General features: G+C 61.8%; 26 protein-coding genes. 14 read left to right on the top strand and 12 right to left on the bottom strand.

Annotation, left to right across the window (positions count from 1 at the left end; all coding sequences use genetic code 11):
• Positions 1–120 precede the first annotated feature (120 nt).
• Positions 121–636, top strand: coding sequence for an isoprenylcysteine carboxyl methyltransferase family protein (locus DMO26_RS21135; protein ID WP_117194136.1), 516 nt, complete (start codon positions 121–123; stop codon positions 634–636).
• 174 nt (positions 637–810) lie between these two features.
• Positions 811–2,601 carry an aspartate--tRNA ligase gene (gene aspS, locus DMO26_RS21130; protein ID WP_117194135.1) on the top strand — a complete coding sequence of 597 codons (1,791 nt, stop codon included), beginning with the start codon at positions 811–813 and terminating at the stop codon, positions 2,599–2,601.
• 72 nt (positions 2,602–2,673) lie between these two features.
• Here the strand turns inward: aspS and DMO26_RS21125 are convergent, their stop codons facing one another.
• Genes DMO26_RS21125 through DMO26_RS21115 form a run of 3 tightly spaced genes read right to left on the bottom strand, consistent with a single transcriptional unit; the run spans position 2,674 to position 6,271 of the window.
• A complete protein-coding gene (locus DMO26_RS21125) occupies positions 2,674–3,816 on the bottom strand; it encodes a serine hydrolase domain-containing protein (protein ID WP_117194134.1) in 1,143 nt (380 codons plus the stop codon).
• A 15-nt stretch (positions 3,817–3,831) separates the two neighbouring features.
• A complete protein-coding gene (locus DMO26_RS21120) occupies positions 3,832–4,851 on the bottom strand; it encodes a lysophospholipid acyltransferase family protein (protein ID WP_117194133.1) in 1,020 nt (339 codons plus the stop codon).
• A 7-nt stretch (positions 4,852–4,858) separates the two neighbouring features.
• Entirely contained in the window at positions 4,859–6,271 is a 1,413-nt protein-coding gene (locus DMO26_RS21115) for a cytochrome P450 (protein WP_117194260.1), read from the bottom strand.
• A gap of 198 nt (positions 6,272–6,469) precedes the next feature.
• Between DMO26_RS21115 and DMO26_RS21110 the strand changes: the two genes are divergently transcribed.
• On the top strand, positions 6,470–6,787 hold the full coding sequence (locus DMO26_RS21110) for a DUF1236 domain-containing protein (RefSeq protein WP_117194132.1): 318 nt from the start codon (positions 6,470–6,472) through the stop codon (positions 6,785–6,787).
• Between the two features lie 81 nt (positions 6,788–6,868).
• Here the strand turns inward: DMO26_RS21110 and DMO26_RS21105 are convergent, their stop codons facing one another.
• A complete protein-coding gene (locus tag DMO26_RS21105; protein ID WP_117194131.1) occupies positions 6,869–8,059 on the bottom strand; it encodes a hypothetical protein in 1,191 nt (396 codons plus the stop codon).
• A gap of 231 nt (positions 8,060–8,290) precedes the next feature.
• On the opposite strand from DMO26_RS21105, the gene parC reads away from it, so the two are divergent.
• Positions 8,291–10,573 (top strand): DNA topoisomerase IV subunit A, encoded by a 2,283-nt coding sequence (parC, locus tag DMO26_RS21100; RefSeq protein ID WP_117194130.1) that lies wholly within the window; start codon positions 8,291–8,293, stop codon positions 10,571–10,573.
• Here parC and DMO26_RS21095 read toward each other — a convergent pair whose 3' ends face one another.
• From DMO26_RS21095 to DMO26_RS21070, 6 genes are all read right to left on the bottom strand, one after another.
• Complete coding sequence (locus DMO26_RS21095) at positions 10,574–10,963, bottom strand: type II toxin-antitoxin system death-on-curing family toxin (protein ID WP_117194129.1); 390 nt, start codon at positions 10,961–10,963, stop codon at positions 10,574–10,576.
• Entirely contained in the window at positions 10,960–11,181 is a 222-nt protein-coding gene (locus DMO26_RS21090) for an AbrB/MazE/SpoVT family DNA-binding domain-containing protein (RefSeq protein ID WP_117194128.1), read from the bottom strand. The genes DMO26_RS21095 and DMO26_RS21090 overlap by 4 nt, the downstream gene beginning before the upstream one ends.
• Before the next feature lie 56 nt (positions 11,182–11,237).
• Positions 11,238–11,999, bottom strand: a complete 762-nt coding sequence (locus DMO26_RS21085) for an arginyltransferase (RefSeq protein WP_117194127.1) — start codon at positions 11,997–11,999, stop codon at positions 11,238–11,240.
• Between the two features lie 137 nt (positions 12,000–12,136).
• Complete coding sequence (locus tag DMO26_RS21080; protein ID WP_117194126.1) at positions 12,137–12,595, bottom strand: RDD family protein; 459 nt, start codon at positions 12,593–12,595, stop codon at positions 12,137–12,139.
• Between the two features lie 173 nt (positions 12,596–12,768).
• Positions 12,769–13,779, bottom strand: a complete 1,011-nt coding sequence (hemB, locus tag DMO26_RS21075) for a porphobilinogen synthase (RefSeq protein ID WP_117194125.1) — start codon at positions 13,777–13,779, stop codon at positions 12,769–12,771.
• 87 nt (positions 13,780–13,866) lie between these two features.
• The gene (locus DMO26_RS21070; RefSeq protein ID WP_117194124.1) at positions 13,867–14,262 is read right to left on the bottom strand and encodes a cupin domain-containing protein; all 396 of its coding nucleotides are present in this window, start codon (positions 14,260–14,262) and stop codon (positions 13,867–13,869) included.
• Positions 14,263–14,373: 111 nt separating this feature from the next.
• On the opposite strand from DMO26_RS21070, the gene DMO26_RS21065 reads away from it, so the two are divergent.
• The 7 genes from DMO26_RS21065 to DMO26_RS21030 all read left to right on the top strand — a co-directional run bounded on the left by DMO26_RS21065 (position 14,374) and on the right by DMO26_RS21030 (position 21,364).
• Positions 14,374–14,811, top strand: coding sequence for a DUF6163 family protein (locus DMO26_RS21065; RefSeq protein WP_117194123.1), 438 nt, complete (start codon positions 14,374–14,376; stop codon positions 14,809–14,811).
• 233 nt (positions 14,812–15,044) lie between these two features.
• Positions 15,045–15,560: a transcriptional regulator LdtR gene (ldtR, locus tag DMO26_RS21060; RefSeq protein ID WP_117194259.1), complete on the top strand. Its 516-nt coding sequence runs from the start codon at positions 15,045–15,047 to the stop codon at positions 15,558–15,560.
• A gap of 746 nt (positions 15,561–16,306) precedes the next feature.
• Positions 16,307–17,638, top strand: coding sequence for a L,D-transpeptidase family protein (locus DMO26_RS21050; RefSeq protein ID WP_117194121.1), 1,332 nt, complete (start codon positions 16,307–16,309; stop codon positions 17,636–17,638).
• A 177-nt stretch (positions 17,639–17,815) separates the two neighbouring features.
• Positions 17,816–19,105, top strand: a complete 1,290-nt coding sequence (glyA, locus tag DMO26_RS21045) for a serine hydroxymethyltransferase (protein ID WP_117194120.1) — start codon at positions 17,816–17,818, stop codon at positions 19,103–19,105.
• A gap of 39 nt (positions 19,106–19,144) precedes the next feature.
• The gene (gene nrdR, locus DMO26_RS21040; protein ID WP_117194119.1) at positions 19,145–19,624 is read left to right on the top strand and encodes a transcriptional regulator NrdR; all 480 of its coding nucleotides are present in this window, start codon (positions 19,145–19,147) and stop codon (positions 19,622–19,624) included.
• A gap of 4 nt (positions 19,625–19,628) precedes the next feature.
• Positions 19,629–20,750 carry a bifunctional diaminohydroxyphosphoribosylaminopyrimidine deaminase/5-amino-6-(5-phosphoribosylamino)uracil reductase RibD gene (gene ribD / locus DMO26_RS21035; RefSeq protein ID WP_117194118.1) on the top strand — a complete coding sequence of 374 codons (1,122 nt, stop codon included), beginning with the start codon at positions 19,629–19,631 and terminating at the stop codon, positions 20,748–20,750.
• Positions 20,750–21,364 carry a riboflavin synthase gene (locus DMO26_RS21030; protein WP_117194117.1) on the top strand — a complete coding sequence of 205 codons (615 nt, stop codon included), beginning with the start codon at positions 20,750–20,752 and terminating at the stop codon, positions 21,362–21,364. Before ribD ends, DMO26_RS21030 begins: the two co-directional genes overlap by 1 nt.
• A gap of 9 nt (positions 21,365–21,373) precedes the next feature.
• Here DMO26_RS21030 and DMO26_RS21025 read toward each other — a convergent pair whose 3' ends face one another.
• Positions 21,374–22,540, bottom strand: coding sequence for an HD-GYP domain-containing protein (locus DMO26_RS21025; RefSeq protein WP_117194116.1), 1,167 nt, complete (start codon positions 22,538–22,540; stop codon positions 21,374–21,376).
• A gap of 173 nt (positions 22,541–22,713) precedes the next feature.
• Positions 22,714–23,229: a GNAT family N-acetyltransferase gene (locus DMO26_RS21020; protein WP_117194115.1), complete on the bottom strand. Its 516-nt coding sequence runs from the start codon at positions 23,227–23,229 to the stop codon at positions 22,714–22,716.
• Between the two features lie 203 nt (positions 23,230–23,432).
• On the opposite strand from DMO26_RS21020, the gene ribH reads away from it, so the two are divergent.
• The 3 genes from ribH to DMO26_RS21005 are packed head-to-tail and all read left to right on the top strand — an operon-like array spanning position 23,433 to position 25,614.
• Entirely contained in the window at positions 23,433–23,891 is a 459-nt protein-coding gene (ribH, locus tag DMO26_RS21015) for a 6,7-dimethyl-8-ribityllumazine synthase (RefSeq protein WP_117194114.1), read from the top strand.
• 4 nt (positions 23,892–23,895) lie between these two features.
• A complete protein-coding gene (gene nusB, locus DMO26_RS21010; protein WP_117194258.1) occupies positions 23,896–24,375 on the top strand; it encodes a transcription antitermination factor NusB in 480 nt (159 codons plus the stop codon).
• 15 nt (positions 24,376–24,390) lie between these two features.
• Entirely contained in the window at positions 24,391–25,614 is a 1,224-nt protein-coding gene (locus DMO26_RS21005) for an MFS transporter (RefSeq protein WP_117194113.1), read from the top strand.
• Positions 25,615–25,693: the final 79 nt, after the last annotated feature.

The raw sequence follows: 25,693 nt of genomic DNA, 5'->3' as shown, positions 1-25,693 counted from the left end.
ACGCTTGTCTTGGAAAATCCTTTCCGTCCGCGACTTGGCCGACCGTATGAGAACATTTGCACTGCTCTGGCCTCTCCGCCTCACTTCCGCTAATCGAAGGCCAGCGGAGACCAAAACACCATGAGCCCTATCCTTATTGTGATCTTTCTTGCCGCCGCTGCGGCACGAATCACAAGCGTTGCGGTGTCGAAGCGGCACGAGGCGGCGTTGCGCGCAAATGGCGCCGTCGAACACGGGGCGTTCAATACGAAATTGCTCGCCATCGTCCATGGCCTCTATTACTTCGCGGCTTTCGGCGAAGGTTGGTGGCGGCAGTCGCAGTTCGACACGGTTTCGGCAGGCGGGCTCGTCATCTTTGCCGCAGCCATGCTCATGCTGGTCTGGATCGTCCGGCTGCTCGGCGCCGTCTGGACGGTGAAGATCATGATCGCGAAAGACCATCCCGTCAGCCGGCACTGGCTTTTCCGGACGGTGCGGCATCCCAACTATGTCCTGAACATCCTGCCGGAACTTGTCGGTTACGCCCTGATCTTCCATGCGTGGTGGACACTGGCGATCGGCCTGCCGGTCTATCTCGTCGTGCTGATCATCCGCATCCGGCAGGAGGAGAGGGCGATGCGGGGCATGCTGGCCTAGGTCGCAGGCGGCTGCTTCGGCCTGCGTTCGGCCTCTCCGATTTCGCCGAAAAATCGGTTCCGCCTTGACAAAGCAGGTCCGTCATGCGCTTTTCCCGCCGATTTTCCTTAAAGCCGGCGGGCCGTGCTTCGCACGCCGATTGCCGCAAAACGCACCAGTCCAGGATACTCGAAAATGCACCGTTACCGCAGCCACACCTGTGCCGCCCTTCGGAAGTCCGATGTCGGTTCCACCGTCCGCCTGTCCGGCTGGGTGCATCGCGTGCGAGATCACGGCGGCGTTCTCTTCATCGACCTGCGCGACCACTACGGCATGACCCAGGTCGTCGCCGATCCAGACAGCCCGGCCTTCAAGACCGCCGAAACCGTGCGCGGCGAATGGGTGATCCGCATCGACGGCCGCGTGAAGGCCCGTTCGGAGGACACCGTCAACAAGAGCATGGCGACCGGCGAGATCGAGCTTTACGCCCAGGAGATCGAAGTCCTGGCAGCCGCCAAGGAACTGCCGCTGCCCGTGTTCGGCGAGCCGGACTATCCGGAAGACGTGCGCCTCAAGTACCGCTTCCTCGATCTTCGCCGCGATACGCTCCACAAGAACATCGTCAAGCGCACCCAGATCATCGCCGACATCCGCAACCGCATGGCCTCTGCGGGCTTCGGCGAATACACGACCCCGATCCTGACGGCGTCCTCGCCGGAAGGCGCGCGCGACTTCCTCGTGCCGAGCCGTATTCATCCCGGCACGTTCTTCGCGTTGCCGCAGGCGCCGCAGCAGTACAAGCAGTTGCTGATGGTCGCCGGTTTCGACCGCTATTTCCAGATCGCGCCCTGCTTCCGCGACGAAGACCCGCGTGCCGACCGCCTGCCGGGCGAATTCTACCAGCTCGACCTGGAAATGAGCTTCGTGACCCAGGAAGATGTCTGGAACACGATGGGTCCGATCATGACCTCGGTCTTCGAGCAGTTCGCCGAAGGCAAGCCGGTCACCAAGGAATGGCCGCGCATTCCCTATGACGAGGCGATCCGCAAATACGGTTCCGACAAGCCGGACCTGCGCAACCCGATCGAGATGCAGGCCGTCACCGAACATTTCGCCGGCTCCGGCTTCAAGGTGTTCGCCGGCATGATCGCGTCCAATCCCAAGGTCGAGGTCTGGGCGATCCCGGCCAAGACCGGCGGTTCGCGCGCTTTCTGCGACCGCATGAACGCCTGGGCTCAAGGCCTCGGCCAGCCTGGCCTCGGCTACATCTTCTGGAAGGAAGAGGACGGCAAGATCGGCGGCTCCGGCCCGCTCGCCAAGAACATCGGCGAGGAGCGCACCGAAGCGATCCGCACCCAGCTTGGCCTTGATGCGGGCGACGCCTGCTTCTTCGTCGCCGGCGAGCCGGCCAAGTTCTACAAGTTCGCGGGCGAAGCGCGCACCAAGGCGGGCGAGGACTTGAACCTCGTCGATCGCGACCGGTTTGAACTGTGCTGGATCATCGACTTCCCGTTCTACGAATGGAGCGAAGAAGACAAGAAGATCGATTTCGCCCACAACCCGTTCTCGATGCCGCAGGGCGGCCTCGAGGCGCTGCAGACCAAGGAGCCGCTGTCGCTCAAGGCCTATCAGTACGATGCGGTCTGCAACGGCTTCGAAATCGCCTCGGGTTCGATCCGCAACCAGTCGCCGGAGGCCATGGTCAAGGCGTTCGAGCTGGTGGGCCTGAGCCAGAGGGATGTCGAGGAGCGTTTCGGCGGCATGTATCGCGCCTTCCAGTACGGCGCGCCTCCGCATGGCGGCTGCGCATTCGGCATCGACCGTATCGTCATGCTGCTGCTCGGCGCCAAGAACCTGCGCGAAATCACGCTGTTCCCGATGAACCAGCAGGCCCAGGACCTGCTGATGAACGCACCATCGCCGGCGACACCGAAGCAGCTCATGGAACTGTCGCTGCGCGTCATGCCGCAGCCCAAGAAGGACTGAGCATTTCGCATGTCCAATCAGAAAAGCCAGGCGACGAGCCTGGCTTTTCTGATTCAGTGCGAGCTCCGCGGTTTAAAGTTCCGCAGCGACTGCCTTCTTCAGGTCGAGGGTGAATCGTCCCCACATGCCTTCCAGCGTCGTGTTGGTGAGCCCGACGAGGGTGATCCTGCGGACCGGATCGATGAACCAGTGGTGGCCGTAGACGCCGCCCCACTGCAGCGAGCCGGGCGAAACGGGCAGGCCGGCCTTTGGCGGATCGAGCACGATCGCCCAGCCGAATCCGAAGCCGAATCCCGGTCGCGCCGGTTCGAGAAGGTCGCCGATCTGGTTGGTCGTCATCATCTCGACGGTTTTCCGGGAGAGGAGCGGCGCGCCGCCCTGGCGAATGGTTTCGAGCACCTTGAGCACGTCACCGGCCGTTCCCGCCATGCCGCCGCCGCCCGAATGGAAGGAGGCGGGGTCGAAGATACGATCCGGCGCGAAGGTGACCGAGCCGTTCAGGGCCCGCACCTTTTCCGTCTCGCCCATCCGCTTCGGCTCCGGCGAACCATCGATGTAAGGTGCGGCCAGCCGGCTGCGGTCAGCGACGCTAAAGCCCGTATCGGAAAGGCCGAGCGGCCGCATGACCAGTTCGGCGACCGCCTCGCCGAGCCGCTTTCCCGTCTCCTGTTCGATGACGCCGCCGATGACGTCCATGGAGACGGAGTATAGCCAGCCGGTGCCGGGCGCGAAGGACAACGGCACCGAGGCGATGCGTTTCAGGTTCTCGGTCAATGAGAGCCCGGGTTGATCGACGCCGTCGGAAACATTGGCCCGCGCATAGGGACCGTCTTCCAGCTCGAAACTGTAGCTGAGGCCGGACGTGTGGGTGAGGAGGTGGCGGATGAGGATGACGGGCTCGCTGCCGTCCCCAAGTTTCGGCCGGAAATCCGGCAGCCATTTGGTCACCGGATCGTTAAGGCCGATGCGTCCTTGTTCGACAAGCCGCATGGCGGCGATCGTGACGATCGGCTTCGTCACCGATGCAAGCCGGAAGATCGTATTCTCACGAACCGGCAGGCCGGTTTCCCGATCGGCCAGGCCCGCGGCACGTCGATGGACGATCTCTCCATCGCGAGCCATCAGGACGACGGTACCGACCAGCCGTTTCTCGGCAAGCGCCTCATCGATGACGGCGTCGATTGCGGAAACTGTTCTTTCGAAGGCTTGGCTCATGAGGGAACCCCTTGGTTACGACCGCGGCTGTTCGACCGGCAGGGAATTGTCGAGGAAATACCACTGATCCAGATGTTCGAGGATCACCGGCTCTATGACGGAGTTGAGGAGCAGGATGTCTTCGGCAAGGCGCGCGCCGGGCTTGTCCTCCGGCGGCAACACGACGGCGGGCAGAAAGAAGGCGTCGAAGCGGAACCCTTCGGTGCGGATATTGTACCAAGGGGCGATGCGCGCGCCGGTCATGCGGGCAAGCCTGACGGCGACCGCCAGATTGCCTTCGAGATGCGGCTTGCGGCCGAAAAGGGGACCGCGGATCTTTCCCGAAACGCCTTCGTCGCAGAACATCGAGATGACGCCGCCCTCCTTCAGCACCTTGACGGAGGGGCGAACGCCCTGGGTGCCGGGAGGCAGGAAGTTGAGCCCGCCCTTCTGCCGGACGCGGGCGGAAATCCAGGCCTTGGCGCGCCCCTTCGGCGGTGTGTAGTTGGCGTAGGGCCGGATGCCTTCCGCATGCAGGATCGTCGGACCGATCTCCCAATTGCCGAGATGCATGCCGACGATGATCGTTGGGCCCTGGCGGACACTATCCACCAGCCGTTCGAAATTATGGAGGGTGATGCGGTCGAGATCGCCGAGCAGCCGGTTGACGACGGAAAATTCGGTCATGATCCGTCCCTGCGCTTCCCAGTTCTTCCTCAGGATAGCTTCCCGCTCTTCCTGGCTTTTTTCCGGCACCAGGCGTGCCAGCGTATCGCGCCCGCGCCGCGCCGCAACCCTGTGATAACGGGGAATGGAGAATGTGCCGATCCTGGCGCCGAAATTCGAACAGGCGTCCATGGTGAAGAGCTTGAGGCCGAAATGCACGGCGAGGTCGAGCGCGTTGACCAATGTGCCCGTCACCCAGTAGCGGCGAAACTGCCGCCGCTGGTCGCCGTTGCCGAAGAGATGGGAGAGGGGCGGCGCTTCGGGCGCCATGAATTTCCAAGCCTTGCGCTTTGCGAGTTCCGCACTGTCCGGCAAGCGATCCCGAGCCATGAAAGCCTCAACGCCGGTGCAAGGTGACGGGCAGGCCGCCGCGGGGGCGCAGCGTCAGGCGGCACACGGGCTCGACCTTGTGTTCCTCCGGCACACGAAGCCGGAAGCGCTGGGCGAGCACGGCAAGGCAGAGGATCGCCTCCGTAAGCCCGAACTGCAGGCCGGGGCAGATGCGGGGGCCGCTCGCGAAGGGGATGTAGCTGTAGGGTGTCGGCCGTTTCTCAATGAAGCGTTCCGGCTTGAAGAGATGCGGATCCTCGAACAGCGACGCCGTGCGATGCAGGATCCAGGGAACGATCATGATCAGCGATGCCGGCTTGATGTCGAGCGTTCCGACGCGATCGGCCTCCTTCGCTTGCCGGGCGAGGATCGGTACGGGCGGATAAAGGCGCAAAGTCTCCTCGATCACCGCCGTACACCATTTGAGCTTCGGCACGTCGGCGACGGTCGGCACGCTGCCGCCGCAGACGTCCTCGATCTCTGCATGCACCGCTTCCTCGACCCAGGGCGCCTTGGAAAGCAGGTACCAGGCCCAGGTGAGCGTCGCGGCCGTCGTCTCGTGGCCGGCCATGAAGATGGTCGCCGCCTCGTTGCGCAGCGCCACTACGTCGAGCTTCAGTTCCGGATTGCGCTGCTGCCGGCGGATCAGCAGTTCCACCATCGAATTGTCGTCGCCCTTGCCGGCCAGATGGTCCTCGATGACCCGGTCGATGATCGTATGGATGCGCTTGACCGAACGTTTCAGGGAAGGGGTGCGCAGCTGCGGCAGGCCTTCGTCGAAGCCCAGGAAATAGCCGATATTGATGGAGTCGATCAGCGCCTGATAGCTGGTGAAGCCGTCGGTCACCATGCCGGCGCTTTCCTCGCCGAGATCGTTGCCGAAGACGCTGCGGGAAATGATCTCAGCGGTCAGTCCGGCCATCTCGTAGAGCGCGTTCACCTGCGCGCCTTCGCCGAGCGCGCTCCAGCGCTCGATGAGCTCCAGCGACGTGTTTTTCATGATATCGCCGAAGGCGGGCACGCGGTTTTTGTGGACGATGTCGGAGACCAGCGGCCGGCGGTTCTTCCAGGTCTCGCCATCCGAGATGAACAGGCCGTCGCCCAGGAGATATTCCAGCGAGCGGCGCATCTGCGGCGACTTGCGCTCGAAATTCTCATGCCGCGTCGCCACCACGTATTTGATCGCTTCCGGCGAATTGACCACCACGACCTGGCGGCCGAGAAGCGAGATTTCGGCGATGCGGGCGGAATAATCGTTCTGCCGCCAGATGGCCAGGAAATCGCGGCGCGCGGTCAAAAGCCGCTGCAGCTGGTTTCCAGGCTTGCCGCTGTAATAGGAAGGACGTGCAGGCTCGAAGTACTTTTCGGAACTGTCGAGCGTCTCGATCGTGTGGGTTTCCGCGGCAAGCCACGAGAGCATGAAAACAAAGCCTTTCATCGATCGCGGCGGCCCAATGGCCTCCGATTGGTTCCGAGGGCTCCGCACCCGTGGTTTTCACCTTGCCCGCTTACCGCGTCAAGGTGTGCTGCAGCATTTGGCATGCGCGGCGGAAAGGTTTCGGAACCATCTCCTGCCCCTCGTGTTGTTACGGCAGCAGAAAGCACGAGGAGAAAGAACATGCGCAAGACTCTGCTCGCCGCCTCCGCGGCTCTGATGGCGCTTTCGGGCGCCGCTTATGCCCAGACGGTCATCACCCAGGATCCCGTCGTGACCAATTCCACGGTCGTGCTTCCCGGCGAAGTTCGCACCTATGTGATGGAACAGAGCGTTCCCTCCGTCTCGTATGAAGGGCCGGTCGTGGTCGGCACGACATTGCCTGAAGCGGTGGAAATCCACACCATCCAGGATCAGCCGAGCTACGCTTACACGATCGTCAACGACCAGCGGGTGATCGTCAATCCGCAGACCCGCGCCGTGATCCAGGTTTTGGAATAAGCGGAGGCTCAGGCTGTCCGCAAAAAGAAAACCCGGCGAGCGATCGCCGGGTTTTCCGTATGATGCGAGAGGTAGGCTCTCTCAGTCGTTGGCGGTCACCTTGACGCCGAGCACCTTGGGCAGGGTGTTCGGGGCGCCCATGGCGGCGCCCATGATCATCGGGAAAGGCACGCCCTTGTCGGGCTCGGCGGTGATGGTGAAGTTGCCCGGCTTGTCGAGATAGGCGTTGACTGCGGTCGTCACCATGTTCTGCAGGTCCGGCACGTTGAACTGGGCGAGCATCATCGGCGTCATGCCCTTCAGCATCTGCGTCAGCTGGTCGGCCGTGGTGTTCTGCTTCTTGGCCGCGAAGTCCAGCCCCTTCTTGGTGATGCCGGCATCTTCGAAGCGGATTTCGGCACTGTTGAAGGTAAGGCGCTGCATCAGGCCGAGCATGGCGAGACCAGCGGCCTGTTCGGCTTCCTGGTTGCCGGCATTGGCCGCCATCGTCTTGGTGGTTTCGTTGAGCGACTTGATGAAGTCGAGCGTATAGCCCGTCAGCGAGAAGGCAAGAGAGAGACGGCCGACATTCTTGAAGTCGAACGCATATTCCGTCAGGTCGAGCGTGCCGTCCGAGACCACCCAGCTGCCTTCCATCGTCATGCCGCCGTCGATCGACGTCAGGCCGAGTTGCTGGATGGTGTCCTTGGCTTCCGGATCGTCGACGAGGCTGAGGTCGGCCTTGACGCCGGCAATTTCCATGTCGAAATCAACGGAGGAGTTGTCGTCTGCGACTTCGGTCGTGACCGCCATGCTGTCGATCGAGAACGCCTGCTTGCCGTCTGTGGTACCGGTGACCTTGCCGACATGCGCTTCGTCATAGAGCAGCACCGCGCTCAGATCGTTTCCGGCCGGATTGGCCGGCACGACGAGGCCGCTGATCGAGATGTCGGCCACCGAGAAGCTCATCTTGTCTTCGGTGATGTTGACGTTGTCGAACGACACCTTGTCGACCGTATAGCCGCCACTGTCTTCCTCGACGCCGAGGAATTTGACGCTGCCGATCGGAAAACTCTGCTTGCCGGCGTCCGCGACGAGCTTGGCATTGACGGCGGTGACGTCGGAACCGTTGACGGTGACCGATTCGGCCGTGAAGCCTGAGCCGCCCTGGACGGAAAGCGCGCCGTTGATCTTGGCGACGAGATCCTTGCCGTCCAGCGCGAACGCGGGGGCGGACAGGCACGCAAACGCGGCGCCGGCGAGCAGAAGCCGGGCCTTCATGGAGTATGTCATCGAAATCCTCCTGCGGGCATCAGGTCCGGCCCGCTTCGTCTAGGGTTGGATCGGGGCAGTTATAGGTACGCTTGAAGAAAGGTCCATGACTTTGTTCCACAATCTGTGACCAAATTTGGGTCGATTTGATTGCGGTAAATAAAATGCCAATTTCGACTGGCATAACCGTCATCCACAGCCTGATTTCCGGGCTTTCTTGCCGGGAATCGGGCTTTCAGGTAGTCAAGGCCCATGGGACAAAATCTGATACCACCTTCCGGAGACGGCGGAGACAACATCCTGCCGGTCGATCTGAAAGCGGCGCTCGAAGAGCGTTACCTCGCCTATGCGCTATCGACGATCATGCATCGGGCGCTGCCGGACGTGCGCGACGGCCTGAAGCCGGTTCATCGGCGCATCGTCTATGCGATGAGCGAAATGGGGCTTCGCCCGAACGCCGCCTTCCGCAAATGCGCGAAGATCGTCGGCGAGGTGATGGGTAACTACCACCCGCACGGCGACCAGTCGATCTACGACGCACTGGCGCGCCTGGCGCAGGATTTCTCGCAGCGTTATCCGCTCGTCAACGGCCAAGGCAATTTCGGCAATATCGACGGCGATAGCCCGGCTGCGATGCGTTATACCGAGTCGAAGATGACGGCGGTGTCCGAACTGCTGCTCGAAGGCATCGACCAGGACGCGGTGGATTTCCGCGATACCTACGACGAATCAAATTCCGAGCCGGTCGTATTGCCCGGCGCCTTTCCGAACCTGCTTGCCAACGGCACGTCCGGCATCGCGGTGGGCATGGCGACGTCCATTCCGCCGCATAACGTCCATGAACTCTGCGATGCGGCACTGCGGCTGATCAAGAACCCTTCGGCGACCGTCGAGGATCTGATGGCCGATCCCACCGATCCGGCCAGGGGCGGTATCGAAGGCCCGGACCTGCCGACCGGCGGCATCATCATCGACAGCCGCGAATCGATCGTCGAAGCCTACAAGACCGGCCGCGGCGGTTTTCGCGTCCGCGCTCGCTGGGTGATCGAGGATCTCGGCCGCGGCGGCTACCAGATCGTCGTCACGGAAATCCCCTTCCAGGTGCAGAAGTCGCGGTTGATCGAAAAGATCGCCGAACTGCTGCTCGCCCGCAAGCTGCCGCTGCTCGAAGACGTCCGCGACGAATCGGCCGAAGACGTGCGTGTGGTTCTTGTGCCGAAGAGCCGCACGGTGGACGCCACTCTCCTGATGGAATCGCTGTTCAAGCTTTCCGAGCTGGAAACCCGCCTGCCGCTCAACATGAACGTCCTCTCGATGGGCCGCGTGCCCAAGGTCATGGCGCTCAACGAAGTGCTGGTGGAGTGGCTTGCGCACCGCCGCGAGGTCCTCGTCCGCCGTTCGCGCTTCCGGCTGGCGGCGATCGACCGGCGCCTCGAAATCCTGGGCGGTCTGCTGGTTGCCTACCTCAATATCGACGAGGTGATCCGCATCATCCGTGAGGAGGACGAACCGAAGCCTGTCATGATGGAGCGCTGGTCGCTCACCGACATCCAGGCCGACGCTATCCTCAACATGCGGCTGCGCAATTTGCGCAAGCTGGAAGAGTTCGAGATCCGCACCGAACACGAAAACCTCACCAAGGAAAAGGCGGATATCGAAGCGCTGCTCGCCTCCGAAGACAAGCAGTGGAAGGTGATCGAGCACGAGATCCAGGACGTCCGCAAGAATTTCGCCAAGGCTCGCGGCAAGCCCTATGCACGCCTGACGACCTTCGCCGATGCGCCGGACGCCGATATCGACGCGATCAACCAGGCGATGATCGAGAAGGAACCGATCACCGTCGTCGTATCGCAGAAGGGCTGGATCCGCGCGCTGAAGGGGCATATCGCCGATACCTCGACGCTCACCTTCAAGGAAGGCGACGGGCCGAAGCTCGCTTTCCCGGCGCAGACGACCGACAAGCTGCTGCTCGTCACCACCGGCGGCAAGGCCTATACGCTCGGGGCCGACAAGCTGCCGGGTGGCCGCGGCCATGGCGAGCCGGTGCGCATCATGGTCGACATGGAGAACGATCAGGACATCCTGACGGCCTTCGTGCACGATCCGTCCCGCAAGCTGATCCTTTTATCGACCGCCGGTAACGGTTTCATCGTCGCGGAAAGCGAGATGGTCGCCAATACCCGCAAGGGCAAGCAGATCATGAACGTCGCCATGCCCGACGAGACGAAGTTCGTCGTGCCGGTCTCGGGGGATCATGTCGCCGTCGTTGGCGAAAACCGCAAACTGCTTGTCTTCCCGCTCGCCCAGCTGCCGGAGATGACGCGCGGCAAGGGCGTGCGCCTGCAGCGCTACAAGGACGGCGGCATCTCCGACATCAAGTGCTTCGCGATGGCCGAGGGCCTCTCCTGGGAAGACAGCGCCGGCCGCGCCTTCAACCGCAACAAGGACGAACTCGCCGAATGGCTGGCCGACCGCGCTAGCGCCGGCCGTACGGTTCCGAAAGGTTTTCCGAGAAGCGGGAAGTTTGCGGGGTGATCAGGTGAGAGGAACGGTGTGATCGCGCAGGAAACGCGTAGCACCTTCCTCGTCGATCTCGCCGGCTGCTACGGCGAGAACGAACTCGATGACTTCTGCTTGTGTGGCCTCGATGAGGTAGCCGTTTATGACCAAAAAGGTGAATGCGGCTAGGTAAGCTGTGCGCTTGTTGCCATCCGAAAAAGGATGGTTGCGAGCAAAGCCATAGAGATAAGCGGCAGCAAGGAGGAAGATGTCTTCTTCCCCATAGGCGTTTTTATGAAGAGGGCGGGCAAGCGCGGCCTCCAAGGCATTTTCGTCCTTGAGGCCAGGTAAGCCGCCATGCTCAGCCAATTGCTCTCGATGAATAATTTCGATGGCTTGCCGTGAAAGCCATTTGATGGTCCTCACTTGGCGAGTTCCCGGAGAGCGACACGGTATTTTTCCATGCCAAGCCGCGCTGCTTTAAGTTGCTCGGCGAGGTCAGCTTGTTCCGGGATCAGCGCAATATTACCGTTCTCCTCACGGATTTCGACCGTGTCGCCGGCCTTCAGACCCATGCGGTCCAAGACTTCTTTAGGGATGATAATGCCTTCGGAATTGCCAATCTTTCGGATGGTGGCGTTCATAATTTAATCCTCATGTTGCAACAAGGTTATAACATAAGGGGCGCCCGCGTGCAACGTTAGCCATCCTTCTCGGGATCAAACCGCTCCCAGCCCCGCGGCGTCAGGTGCTCCTGCGGCTGAAAACGGGTCTTGTATCCCATCTTCGACGATCCCTTGACCCAATAGCCGAGATAGACATGCGGCAGGCCGAGCGTCTGGGTGCGATGGATGTGGTCGAGGATCATGTAGGTGCCGAGCGAACGTTTCTCGAGCCCGGAATTGAAGAAGGAATAGACCATCGAAAGTCCGTCGCTCATCATGTCGGTGAGTGCGACGGCGAGCAGTTCACCCTTCGGCTCCGCACTGATGCCCGATCCCGGCACCCGCTCGCGGTATTCGATGATGCGGGTGTTGACATGCGTGTCCTCCACCATGATCGCATAGTCGAGCGCCGACATGTCGGACATGCCGCCCCTTTGGTGGCGGTCGTCGAGATAACGGCGGAAAAGGGAAAATTGCTCGGTGGAGGGCTGGGCCGGATAGATGGTCGAGACGATGTCCCGATTGGCGGCCAGAACCCGTTTCATGGAGCGGGCCGGTTCGAATTCGTTGGCGAGGATACGCACCGAAATGCAGGCTCGGCACGATTCGCAGGCCGGCCGATAGGCGATGTTCTGGGAACGGCGGAAGCCGCCCTGGGTTAGCAGGTCGTTCATCTCGGCGGCGCGCGGACCGACCAGGTGGGTGAAGACTTTGCGCTCCATTTCACCCGGGAGATAGGGACAAACTGCCGGAGCCGTCAGATAAAACTGCGGTGAGGGCGTTGCCTGGGTGTTCATTGCGTCGCGGTGGTCCCGTCTTTGGTGTCGAAATGTCATACCATGGCGCATAAAAGTAAAACGTCAACCATATGCTGCGGTGGGCAGCATGGCTTTGCCGATAAACTTTCCGCCAGTATCGTGCGGCGACGTGATCGTCAGGCCGTGCGGACCACGACTGTGCCGAGAAGCAGGTCGTGGACCAGACGCGAGCGCTCGATGAACAGGCCGGCAAGCAGAATCAGCGGCGTCAGCACCGAGTTGATGATCCAGAAGATCACCGTATGCGCGACGGCGGTGAGGAAATCGATCCGCCGGCCGTCGAGCCGCATCATGGCGATGCCCATGGAGCGCATGCCGAGAGAAGCCTGGGCAGGTCCGCCGAGCGTGAGGCCGAAATAGAGAAGCGCGACCACCACGAACAGGACCGGATAAAGCATGAAGCCGAGGCCAAGCGTGATGATGCCGAGGAAGAAAACCACCACCGCCGCCGGAATGCAGAGCAGGAGCACGATCAGGTAGTCGATGATGAAGGCGAAGACCCGGCGTGAGAGCACGCCGCTATAGGCGCGCCAGTCGTCCGGTGCGGCATAGGTAGGGTTGCGGTCGAGGCTCATCGGTGGGTTCTCCTTGGGTCTCACCAGTAAATGGTGTGGAGATAGCCGGAAATCAAATGGCCCCATCGTCATATTGCAACGTACCGCGCCCCGCCTGCCTCTCGGCGGGCACGCGACCCGCCGCGATTTTGCGGAAAAGGGCAGCCATGCGCTCGGCCATGGCTCTTCCGAGCCTATGCCTTTGCAAGCTTTTTCGCCACCTCGGGCGCGAAATAGGTGAGAATGCCGTCGCAGCCGGCCCGTTTGAAGCAGAGCAGCGTCTCCATCATGATCCGGTCGCCGTCGATCCAGCCGTTCATCGCCGCCGCCTTGATCTGGGTATATTCGCCCGACACCTGGTAGGCGAAGGTCGGCAGGCCGAAGGCTTCCTTGATGCGCCAGCAGATGTCGAGATAGGCGATGCCCGGCTTGACCATCAGCATGTCGGCGCCTTCCTCGACGTCGAGCGCCGCGTCGCGCACTGCCTCGGTGCCGTTGGCCGGCGAGATGTAATAGCTGTTCTTGTCGCCCTTGAGCAGCCCGCTGGTATTGATCGCCTCGCGATACGGCCCGTAGAAGCCGGACGAGAATTTCGTCGCATAGGACATGATGCCGACATCCTGATGGCCGCTGGCGTCGAGCGCCCGGCGGATGGCGCCGATGCGGCCGTCCATCATTTCCGAGGGCGCGATGATGTCGGCGCCGGCGTCGGCCTGCATCACGGCGGCCCTGACGATCTGATCGACCGTCTCGTCGTTGACGATGATGCCGTCGCGCAGGATGCCGTCATGGCCGTGGCTGGTGAAGGGATCGAGCGCCACGTCGGTGATGATGCCGATATTCGGCACGGCCTTCTTGAACGCGGCGGTCGCCTGATTGATCAGGTTGTTGGCGACGAGACTGTTCGAGCCGGTCTCGTCGCGCAGTTCCATCTCGATGTCGGGGAAGGTGGCGATCGCCGGAATGCCGAGGTCGGCGGCTTCTTTCACCGCTTCCACCGCCTTGTCGACGCTCATCCGGCTGACGCCGGGCATGGCGGCGATCGGATCGACGATGCCGGCGCCGGGCACGATGAAGATCGGCCAGATGAGGTCGTCCACCGTCAGCCGGCTCTCCTGGACGAGCCTGCGCGTCCAGTCTGCCTTGCGGTTGCGCCGCATGCGGCGGTGACCGGTGATCTCGTCGACCAGATGCGTCTTGTCCATGGGTCTGGTGCCTCCATTCCTTCGTGATTGCGCGCTCATTAGCATGGCACGCGTTCTTTATGAATGGGAGGGATCGCCGCAGTGGCTCTAGATCCAGACGTCGTTCCGCGCAGTCCGTTCGCCGCCTTCGTGGCCGGTATTCAGGGTGCCGCGCGGTTCGATCAGCATCATCCTCACCTCTCTTTCCGCAAACGGCTTGTGTTCGACGCCCTTGGGTACGACGAACATCTCACCGGGGCCGATTTGCACCGAACCGTCCCGGAAATCGATGCGCAGACAGCCGTCCAGGACGATGAAGGTCTCGTCCGTTTCCGGGTGATCGTGCCAGATGAAATCGCCTTCGATGCGGACAAGCTTGAACTGGTAGTCGTTCATTTCGGCGACGACGCGCGGCTGCCAGAAATCAGGAATGCGATTCAGCTTCTCGGCGAGGTTGATCGGGGCGAGGGTGATCGGAACGTGCGGAACGTCACTGTCGGTCATGCGTGCTCCTATGGTTGGTGGGGAAGCCCTAGCAGGTCGAAGCCGTGGTCTCTTGAACGATCGTGCACTCGCGCACTGGCAAGCGGTGTTGCTCCTCGATATGGTGTTGCCATGGAACCCGATTCACCTGCAGTGCCGAAACGCACGCTGACCGAAATCCTCTACGTGATCTTCCTCCGGATGATCGCGGTCGCCTGTTTCTGGTTCGGCCTGCAATATTGGGCCATGCTGGTCGGTTATTCGCTGAACGGCCAGGCGCGCTTCGACCTTCTGAACCTGCCCTGGAAGGTGGCGGCCTCTTCGCTGGCGGTGCTTTTCCCCGTCGTCTCGCTCGGCCTCTGGCTGACCGTTTCCTGGGGACCCGTGCTGTGGGCGATCGCCGCGATCTCGCAGGTCCTGATGTACATGGTCTGGCCGCAGATATTCGGTTTCAACCGTCTCGTTCCCCTGATGCACGGTCTTGTTGCTGCGCTTTACGTGGTTTTCCGCCTCTCTTTATGGCTCGAAGCGCGCCGGAAAGCGGAGCAGGTAAGGATTGATTTACCCTGAAATTAAAGCTTTCAGGGCTGAGTTCCGTCAAAATTCCACCGATAACCCATTGATTTTAAAGGGGAGGAAGTGCGCGGCTCCATAGCCGGCGACCGGCGGCAGGAGTTCGACGGTATCCGTTAAGCTATTGTTAAGCCTATGTTTTAAGTCGAATTTTATGCGTATTGGATAGTGTCTGTCTCAAGGCGGGAAGAAAACAAACACCGCCAAACAAACAGAGTGAGGCAGTCATGATGAACACGAAACTGAAGCCGCAGGCGGCACCGGCAGTAGCAGATCCGCATGAAGAAACCATTCGCGCTCTTTATCTGGAGTCGCTGCATCTGGTCGAGCGCCTGCATCGCCGTCTTCTCGATGTGATCAAGGATGAGTTCGACCGCCAGGGCCGCGACGACGTCAACGCCGTCCAGGCGCTTCTTCTCTTCAACATCGGCAATTCGGAACTGACGGCCGGCGAACTGCGCTCCCGCGGTTATTACCTCGGCTCCAACGTCTCCTACAACGTCAAGAAGCTGGTCGATCTGGGCTTCATCAACCACCAGCGTTCGCGCATCGACCGTCGCTCGGTCCGCATCAGCCTGACCCCGGATGGTCAGGAGATCGCCGAAACGGTCGCCAAGCTCTACGAGCGCCATATCGGCTCGATCGAAAAGGTCGGCGGAATCGCCGAAAGCGACTTCACGCAGATGAACAAGCTGCTGCAGCGTCTCGACCGCTTCTGGAACGACCAGATCCTGTATCGCCTCTAGAAGCGATTACAGATACTTGGGAAGAAACAAAGCGGCGTGAAAAGGCCGGAAAGAGCCTTGCGGTTGCGCAACGGTGCGGGAAATTCGCCCCGACCGCGCCACCATGCGCCGAAGCGATGAAACCTGATCCACCAGGCTTGCGGACACTGAAGAACCTCCAGTCATCACGTGGTGCGCAAGGGCGTAACGGGGCGTAGAAATACGCGCCGTTACGCTCATTTGTATGTCGGTCAGCTTCACTCGCCGGCCACCCTCGGGCGTGTCAGATCCCCCATGACGTCCTGCCATACGGTTGGGCGCAGCCCTCGAACTTTCTCGGGCCACAAGCACACGCCGTCTTCATCGACATAACCGACCCATTGCGCGCTTTGCATGTGATCGAAGAGCAGGAAGGCGAGCTTACCGGGAGTCAGACTCGATATCGGCCGCCACTGCATGAAGTTCCCCTCGTAAGATTATCGGCAGCGCTTCTAATTTAGGCTTCTTGCTTGAAGCTTGCCTCGCGGTGCGAACGCCACAGGCGCAAAAAAATCACATACCAACACGGCTTTGTGACGCGACGATACCTGACACGAATTGGCCATATTGCTATGGGACCGGCTGGATGAAACGGGCTGGCGGAATCCGCGCTTTTGCGACATTGCGATGACGACGAACCGCCGGCCGCCGCGCGTTGCTTTGACGCGTTTGTTAACCATATCCCTGTAGGCGTCGTTGGTGATGCTCGGGACCAGATGGATATTGTGATGTCGAAGAAGATCGGATCTGACGTTCTTTCCCGCCGCGCGCTTCTCCGCACGGCCGTTTCCGCGGGCGCTGCCGCCTTGGCCGCGCCGGCATTCGCTCAGAACGCCATGGACGATCTGATCAATGCGCCGCGCCGCGGCACCTGGGATGACCAGTTCGACGCCAAGGCCGCCTCGCGAACCGCCGTCAACGTCGTTTCCAACAATCCGGTACTCGGTCCTGCCGGTCCGGCCAATATCCAGCAGGCCATCCTCGACTATCAGCAGATCGTGGCGAACGGCGGCTGGCCGGAGGTCAATCCGGGTCAGCAGCGCCTGCGCCTCGGCGCCGTCGATCCCTCGGTCCAGCAGTTGCGCCAGCGCCTGATGATCGCCGGCGACCTGCCGCGCGAGGCGGGCATGTCTTCCTCGTTCGATAGTTACGTCGATGGCGCGGTAAAGCGCTTCCAGGCCCGGCACGGTCTGCCCGCCGACGGCGTAATGGGCGAATATACCATCAAGGCGATGAACATTTCGGCCGATGTGCGCCTTCGCCAGCTCCAGACCAATCTTGTGCGCCTGCAGTCCATGTCGGGCGATCTCAGCCCGCGCTACGTCATGGTCAACATCCCGGCCGCCTATGTCGAGGCCGTGGAAAACGACCGGGTGGCGCTGCGCACCAACGCCGTCGTCGGCCGCATCGATCGCCCGACGCACGCTATCAACTCGAAGATCTATGAGGTCATCCTCAATCCTTATTGGACGGCGCCGCGCTCGATCGTCGAGAAGGACATCGTTCCGCTGATGCGCAAGGATCCGACCTATCTCACCCGCAACAACATCCGCCTGATCGACGGCAAGGGCAATGAAGTGGCGCCGGAGACGGTCGACTGGTTCGCGCCGAAGGCGCCGAACTTCATGTTCCGGCAGGACCCGGGCAAGATCAACGCCATGGCGTCCACGAAGATCAACTTCCACAATCCGAACAACGAATACATGCACGACACGCCCCAGCAGGGCCTGTTCAACAAGCTGATGCGCTTTGAATCCTCGGGCTGCATGCGCATCCAGAACGTCCGCGACCTCATCACCTGGCTGCTGCGCGACACGCCCGGCTGGTCCCGCCAGGAGATCGAACGCGTCATCGCGAGCCGCCAGAACAACCCGATCAAGCTTGCCCAGGAAGTGCCGGTCTATATCGTCTACATCACGGCATGGTCGGCAAGGGACCGCGTCGTCCAGTTCCGCGACGATATCTACCAGCTTGACGGCAACCAGGAACTGGCGCTCCAGACCACGACCGGCATCGAGAAGCCGGCCGGCGCTGCCGACGACGACCTGCTGCCGCAATAAGCAGCTCCCCGGTTCCGAAAAACCAAGGCCGCGCCTGATACCGGGTGCGGCCTTTTGGTTTTCGGCTCGGGGCGGCGCGTCTTCCGGCTGGCAAATGTCGTTCCCCGTATTGCCCTCGAGTGGCCGGAACGCTAAGACGCCACATCGCATGCCCACCCTTTTTGAGGAGCCTCGCACATGTCGAACACTGATGCCTTCTTCTCCCGTCCGCTGGCCGAATCCGATCCGGAAATCTTTGGCGCGATCGAGAAGGAGCTGGGTCGCCAGCGCCACGAGATCGAGCTGATCGCTTCGGAAAACATCGTTTCGCGCGCCGTACTCGAGGCCCAGGGTTCGATCATGACGAACAAATATGCGGAAGGTTATCCGGGCAAGCGTTATTACGGCGGCTGCCAGTTCGTCGATATCGCAGAAGAGCTCGCCATCGAACGCGCCAAGAAGCTGTTCGGCGTCAACTTCGCCAACGTTCAGCCGAACTCGGGTTCACAGATGAACCAGGCCGTCTTCCTGGCGCTCTTGCAGCCGGGCGATACGTTTATGGGCCTCGACCTGAATTCCGGGGGACACCTGACCCACGGCTCGCCGGTCAACATGTCCGGCAAATGGTTCAACGTCGTATCCTACGGCGTGCGCGAAGGCGATAACCTGCTCGACATGGACGAGGTTGCCCGCAAGGCCGAGGAGCACAGGCCGAAGCTGATCATCGCTGGCGGCACGGCCTATTCCCGCATCTGGGACTGGAAGCGGTTCCGCGAGATCGCCGATTCGGTCGGCGCCTACCTGATGGTCGACATGGCCCATATCGCCGGCCTGGTTGCCGGCGGCCAGCACCCGTCGCCGTTCCCGCACTGCCATGTCGCCACCACCACGACCCACAAGTCGCTGCGTGGTCCGCGCGGCGGCGTCATCCTGACGAATGACGAGGAACTGGCCAAAAAATTCAATTCGGCCGTCTTCCCCGGTCTCCAGGGTGGTCCCCTGATGCATATCATCGCTGCCAAGGCGGTTGCCTTCGGCGAGGCGCTGCAGCCGGAATTCAAGGACTATGCCGCCCAGATCGTCAGGAACGCCAAGGCGCTCTCCGAGACGCTGAAGGCCGGCGGCCTCGACATCGTCTCCGGCGGCACCGACAACCACCTGATGCTGGTCGACCTGCGCAAGAAGAACGCCACCGGCAAGCGCGCCGAGGCGGCACTCGGCCGTGGTTACATTACCACCAACAAGAACGGCATTCCCTTCGATCCGGAAAAGCCGTTCGTGACGTCCGGCATCCGCCTCGGCACCCCGGCCGGCACGACGCGCGGCTTCAAGGAAGCCGAATTCAAGGAAATCGGCAACCTCATCATCGAGGTTCTCGATGGCCTGAAGGTCGCCAATTCCGATGAGGGCAACGCCACGGTGGAAGCGGGCGTGCGCGAAAAAGTCGTCGCGCTGACCGACCGCTTCCCCATGTATCCCTATATGTAAGCGGTAAGAGTAGGCCCCAGAGGTAGCTAAGGAGAGGCGATGCGCTGCCCCTATTGCGGTTCGGAAGATACGCAGGTCAAGGATTCCCGTCCGGCGGAGGATTATACCTCCATCCGCCGGCGGCGCATCTGCCCGGATTGCGGCGGCCGTTTCACCACCTTCGAACGCGTCCAGCTGCGCGAGCTGATGGTGACCAAGAAGACCGGCCGCAAGGTGCCCTTCGACCGCAACAAGCTGGTGCGCTCGTTCCAGATCGCACTGCGCAAGCGGCCGGTGGACAACGACCGCATTGAGCGGGCGGTCTCCGGCATCGTGCGCCGGCTGGAAAGCTCTGGCGAGAACGAAATTTCGTCGGAAGAAATCGGCCTTCAGGTGCTGGAATCGCTGAAGAGCCTCGATGACGTGGCTTTCGTGCGCTACGCATCGGTCTATCGCGATTTTTCTCACGCGGAAGACTTCGAGAAGGTGATCGAGGAAATCAACGCCAAGATCGCCCGCGATCCCGGCATGGAGCCCTGAGGCCGTGGCGAGCGCGGCCGACGACCGGCGGTTCATGGCGCGGGCGCTCGAATTGTCGCGCCGCCACACGGGTCTGACGCTGACCAATCCTTCCGTTGGATGCGTGATCGTCAAGGACGGCGAAGTCGTGGGGGAGGCGGTCACGGCATCCGGCGGGCGGCCGCATGCGGAAACCCAGGCGCTCGATATGGCCGGGGAAAAGGCGAGGGGCGCAACCGTCTACGTCACGCTAGAACCCTGCTCTCATTATGGCCGCACGCCGCCCTGCGCCAATGCGCTGGTCGAGGCGGGTGTCGCCCGCGTCGTCATGTGCCTCACCGATCCCGATCCACGGGTTTCCGGACGCGGCATCGCGATCCTGCGCGATGCTGGCATCGCCGTCGAGACCGGCCTGATGGAGGAGGAAGGCCGGCGGGCGCTCGCCGGCTACCTCACCCGCCAGACGAAGGGCCGCCCGCATGTTACTCTGAAACTTGCGGTTTCCGCCGATAGCATGCTTGGCCGCCGCGGCGAGGAAGTGGCGATCACCGGACCTGAGGTGAAGGCCGAGGTGCATCGGCTGCGGGCGCAGTCGGATGCCATCCTGATCGGCATCGGTACGGCGCTTTCGGACGATCCCGAGCTGACGGTGCGTATTCCGGGGCTGGAGGATCGCTCGCCGCTGCGCATCGTGCTGGATCGGCGGCTGGAGCTGCCGCTGACCTCGAAGCTGGCGCAGACGGCGAAGCAGGTGCCGGTGATCGTGGTGGCGGCGCCGCATTCGACGGGGCAGTTCGAGGGTGCGGCTTCGCCCCCCTCCGTCGACAATGACCCGGCGGCAAAAGCGGCGGCTCTCCGATCCGCCGGTGTCGAGATCATGGATGACACCGAACTCGACATCCTGCTGGCGGTCCTCGCGGTTCGCGGCATGTCGTCATTGCTCGTGGAAGGCGGGGCGACCGTCGCCAAGGCCTTTCTCGATGCCGGACTCGTCGATCGCGTCATCCTGTTCCAGGGCACCGGCATGATCGGCGAGGGCGGGCTTGAATCGCCGCTCCTGCCATCCGATATGCCGGCAGGATTTAAGCGTGTACGCGAAGCCGTCTTCGGCGCCGACCGCATGTTCGAATATGAAAGGTCGTTTTGATGTTCACCGGAATTGTCACCGATGTCGGCACGGTTGCGGCGATGACGCCGATGGACGAGGGCGTCAAGCTCCGGATTGCCACCAACTACGACCCGAAGACTATCGACATGGGGGCCTCGATCGCCCATGGCGGCGTTTGCCTGACGGTCACCAACCTGCCGGCGGACGGCAGCAACGAGCGCTGGTTCGAGGTCGAGGCCTGGGAGGAGGCGCTGAGGCTGACGACGATTTCCAGCTGGAAGGAAGGCACGCGGGTCAACCTCGAACGCGCCCTGAAGATCGGCGACGAACTCGGCGGCCATATCGTGTCCGGCCATGTGGACGACAAGGCGGAAATCCTCTCGATCGAGCCGGAAGGCGAGGCGGTGCGCATCCGCCTGCGGGCGCCGGAGCACCTTGCCCGTTTCGTTGCGCCGAAAGGCTCGATCGCGCTCGACGGCACGTCGCTGACGGTGAATGCCGTCGACGGCACGGATTTCGATGTGCTGCTCATCCGCCATACGCTTGCCGTCACCACCTGGGGCGACCGGAAAGCCGGTGACTTCGTCAATTTCGAAGTCGATACGATGGCGCGTTACGCCGCGAGGCTGGCGGAATTTCCGGCCAGGGCCTGAGTCGGACTGTCAAGCCGCGTCCGCGAAATCGCGATGGATCTCCTCGAACCGGGGCGCGATCTTTGCAAAGACATCTACAAGCCCGGGATCGAAATGCTGGCCGGCTTCCTTGAGGATGATCTCGACCGCCTGCTGGTGGGGCATGGCCGGTTTGTAGATGCGCTCGGAAACCAGCGCATCATAGACGTCGGCGATCGCCATGATCCGCCCGCCGATCGGGATGTCCTCGCCGCTCAGGCCCCGAGGATAACCGGTGCCGTTCCATTTTTCGTGATGAGTATGGGCGATTTCCTTGGCAAGGCTGAGGAAGGGTGTCGTGGATCCCATGTAGCGTTCGGCGGTTGCGATCGCGGCGCGGCCGAGTTCGGCATGGGTCTTCATGACCTCATACTCTTCCGGTTCAAGCTTGCCCGGCTTCAGGAGAATGCAATCGGGAATGCCGACCTTGCCGATATCGTGCAGCGGCGCGGACTTGTAGAGCAGATCGACGATGTCGTCGTTCAACTGACCGGCATAAGGCTCATGCTCCTTCAACGCCTCGGCGAGCGCCCGGACATAATGCTGGGTGCGGCGGATATGGTTGCCGGTCTCGTGGTCGCGGGTTTCTGCAAGCGAAGCCATGGCGAGGATCATCGCATCGCGGGCGCGTGCTGCTTCCTCCTTGGCGGCGGCCAGAGAATCGATCAAGGAGACGTTCGTCATCGCCACGGCTGCGCTATGGGCGATACGCTGCAGCAGACGGACGGCCTCTTCGGAGGGGCGCTCCGCCTCCGCCCAATAGGCGCCGATTGCCCCTATCGGATCCTCTTCGCGCACCGGAACCATGGCGAGGCTCTTCACGAAGGTGGGTCTATAGGCCGCATGCGGAATGCGGTCGTCCTGGTAAATATCCTCGATGATCACCACTTCGGCATGATGCATCGCCCAACCCGAAATGCAGGTTTCGAGCGGGAAGCGCTGGCCTTTCCAGAGCGGCGAGATGGCATCCTCGTCCGCGTAGTGACACTTGTTGCCGTCGCGAAGAACGAATGTAATGCCGTCGGCGCCGATAAGCTTCCGGGCGGATTGGCGAACGGCGGCCATGATTTCGTCGAGCCCGCGCGCCATCGACATCCGCAAGATCAGATCTTCCATACCATCGGTGGTAAGCGATAGCCGGTTCAGCGAAGCATCCATGGGTCCTCGATACGGTCTGCCGCATACATTCTAATTAAGAGATAATGCGGATATCTTGATAACACTGAACCTGCAACGTCCAGAATATTCTTGGCGGAGGCAGGGGAAATCAATTGTCTCCGATAATTTTAGCGCCTTATGCTTGCAGAAAAGTGAAGCACGTATTGTCAGTTTTAGCGTGAGAGCAGGATGATCGGTCCGTGGTAATCGGTGCGTGCGAATTCGTGGAAGCCGAGCTTTTCAGCCACCCGGAGCGAGGCCTGGTTTTCCGGATTGATGATGCAGGTCATCCGGCGGTCGGGGAAATGGGTGACGGCCCAGCCGACAAGCGCGCGCACGGCCTCCGTCGCATATCCACGGCCGTGGGCGGGAGGAATGAGTGCCCAGCCGGCTTCCAGAGTTCCTTCGATCGACGGTTGAAATTCCCGCCGCATATCCTGAAAGCCAGCTTCGCCGATCAGGCAGCCTGTCGCCTTCTCCTCGATCGCCAGGAAGCCGAAGCCCATCAGGTGCCACATCCCCGTGACGCGCAGCATGCGGCCCCAGCTGTTCTCGCGGCTCATCGGTATGCCGGTGATGAAGCGCACGACATCCGGATCGGCCCAGATATCCGCAAAGGTCTCGAAATCAGAAAGCCGGTGCGGGCGAAGGATCAGCCGTTCGGTTTCGATGGTGGGTATGGTCGTCATGGCGGCTCCGATGGTTGGGGCGAACTTGCGTATGGGGTCCGAACTGCAGATATTCCCGATTCGCATCGCTGCGTTCAGCGAAATTCGCTTGCCATTCCCCTCGGAGCGTGTTTTGACCGCGGCCTGCCGGATCCCAGCGGAAAAAAAACCGGCTCCCTATGACAACCGGCTCGATTCGAAGCCCGATTTGAACAAGGTGAAACATGTCACGCGAAGCCGCTCCACACCTCTTGATCGTCGAGGCGCGTTTCTATGACGATATGTCCGATGCCCTGCTCGATGGTGCAACCCATGCGCTGAAGGAAGCCGGCGCGACCTATGACGTCGTCACCGTACCCGGCGCGCTCGAGATCCCGCCGGCGATTGCGATGGCGCTCGATGCGGCGGAAGAGGGCGGCACGGAATATGACGGTTTCGTCGCGCTCGGCATGGTGATCCGCGGCGAGACCTATCATTTCGACATCGTCTCGAACGAGTCCTCCCGCGCGCTGATGGATCTGGCGGTTTCGGAATCGCTGGCGATCGGCAATGGCATCCTGACCTGCGAGAACGACGACCAGGCCTGGGCGCGTGCCCGCCGCTCTGACAAGGACAAGGGCGGTTTTGCCGCACGCGCCGCGCTTTCCATGATCGCGCTGCGCGAAAAACTGAATGGTGGTTGATTTTATGGCGAAGGAAGGCGAACACCCGGTCAAGCCCGTCAACCAGCGGGGCGCCGCGCGCCTTGCGGCGGTACAGGCGCTCTATCAGATGGATATCGGCGGGACCGGCGTGCTGGAAGTGGTTGCGGAATACGAGGCACATCGGCTCGGCCAAGACATTGACGGCGACACCTACCTGAAGGCCGATGCCTCCTGGTTCCGTTCGATCGTCTCGGGCGTGGTGCGCGATCAGGTGAAGATCGACCCGCTGGTCCGCTCCGCGCTTCAGAACGACTGGCCGCTCTCCCGCCTCGATTCGACGCTGCGCGCCATCCTGCGTGCCGGCACGTTCGAAATCCTCGAGCGCAAGGATGTGCCCGTTCCGGTCATCGTCACCGAATATGTCGAGATCGCCCATGCCTTCTTCGAGGAGGATGAGCCGAAGATCGTCAATGCCGTGCTGGACCGCATCGCCAAGCAGGTCCGCGGCGAAACGAAGAAATAAACCGGGGTAATTGATATGGACGCTGGGTTGGACGGTCTTCAAACGCAGATGCGCACCGCCCGGCGCAGTGTCGCGCTTCTGGCCTCGGCCCAGGCGGTCCTGGGCGCAACGCCGCCGATCGTCTTCTCCCTCGGCGGGCTTGCCGGCTACCAGCTCCTCGGCGACGACAAGTCGCTTTCGACAGCGCCGCTCACCGGTTTCAACGTCGGCATGGCGGCCGGCGCCGTGGCTGTGGCGATCGCATCGCGCTTCCTGGGCCGCAGGCATAGCTTCATGCTGGGCTCCGTTCTGGGCGCGCTCGGCGCGGCTCTCGCGGCAATTGCTCTCTACCAGTCGAATTTCTGGTTTTTTGCCTTCGGGCTGCTGCTGATCGGGCTCTGCAACGGCTTCACGCAGAAGATTCGTTTCGCGGCTGCCGATGCATCGCCGTCCGTCTACAAGCCCAAGGCCATTTCCTGGATATTGGCGGCCGGTATCGTCTCCGCCGTGCTCGGTCCGCAGATCGCCATATGGACGAAGGACATTTTGTCGCCGGTTCTGTTTGCCGGCGCCTTCGTGGCGGTCATACCGCTGTTCTTCCTGGCCCTGGCGTTGCTTGCGCCGCTGAAGCTACCCGAGATGAAGGGAGCTGCGACCGCTGCCGTGCCGGCCCGCCCGCTTGCTGAAATCATCGTCACACAGCGGTTCCTGACCGGCATGATCTGCGGCATCGCCACCTATGCGCTGATGACTTTCATGATGACCGGCGCGCCGCTCGCCATGGTCATCGGCTGCGGCTTCCCATCGGAAATGGCGACGCTCGGTATCCAGTGGCACGTGCTCGCCATGTTTGCGCCAAGCTTCTTCACCGGTGCGCTGATTTCGCGCTTCGGCGTTGAGAAGATCGTTGCCGCCGGCCTGCTGATCCTGATGGGCTGCGCGGTCGTTGCGCATATGGGGATCGAGCTTTGGAATTTCTGGGGCGCTCTCATCCTGCTCGGGATCGGCTGGAACTTCGGCTTCATCGGCGCCACGGCGATCGTCGCGTCGAGCTATCGGCCGCACGAGGCCGACAAGGTGCAGGGGTTCCACGATATCATCCTGTTCACGATGGTGGCCCTTTCGTCCTTTTCCTCCGGCAAGGTGTTCACCGCCTACGGTTGGTCGTTCATGAACCTGATCATCTGGCCGGTCACGATCGTATGCCTCGTGCTCGTTGTGGCGCTGATGCTAAAATCCCGTTCTGCGAAATCAGCGTGAACTCTTGCCCCATCGGGGCTTGACGCCAATTCATCTCCACCGCAATCTCCCGTCCGCGCAGGCGACCATGTGAATCCTT

This window comes from Rhizobium terrae (genome assembly GCF_003425685.1).
Lineage (GTDB): Bacteria > Pseudomonadota > Alphaproteobacteria > Rhizobiales > Rhizobiaceae > Neorhizobium > Neorhizobium terrae.
This window is presented reverse-complemented; position numbering and strand designations above follow the sequence as displayed.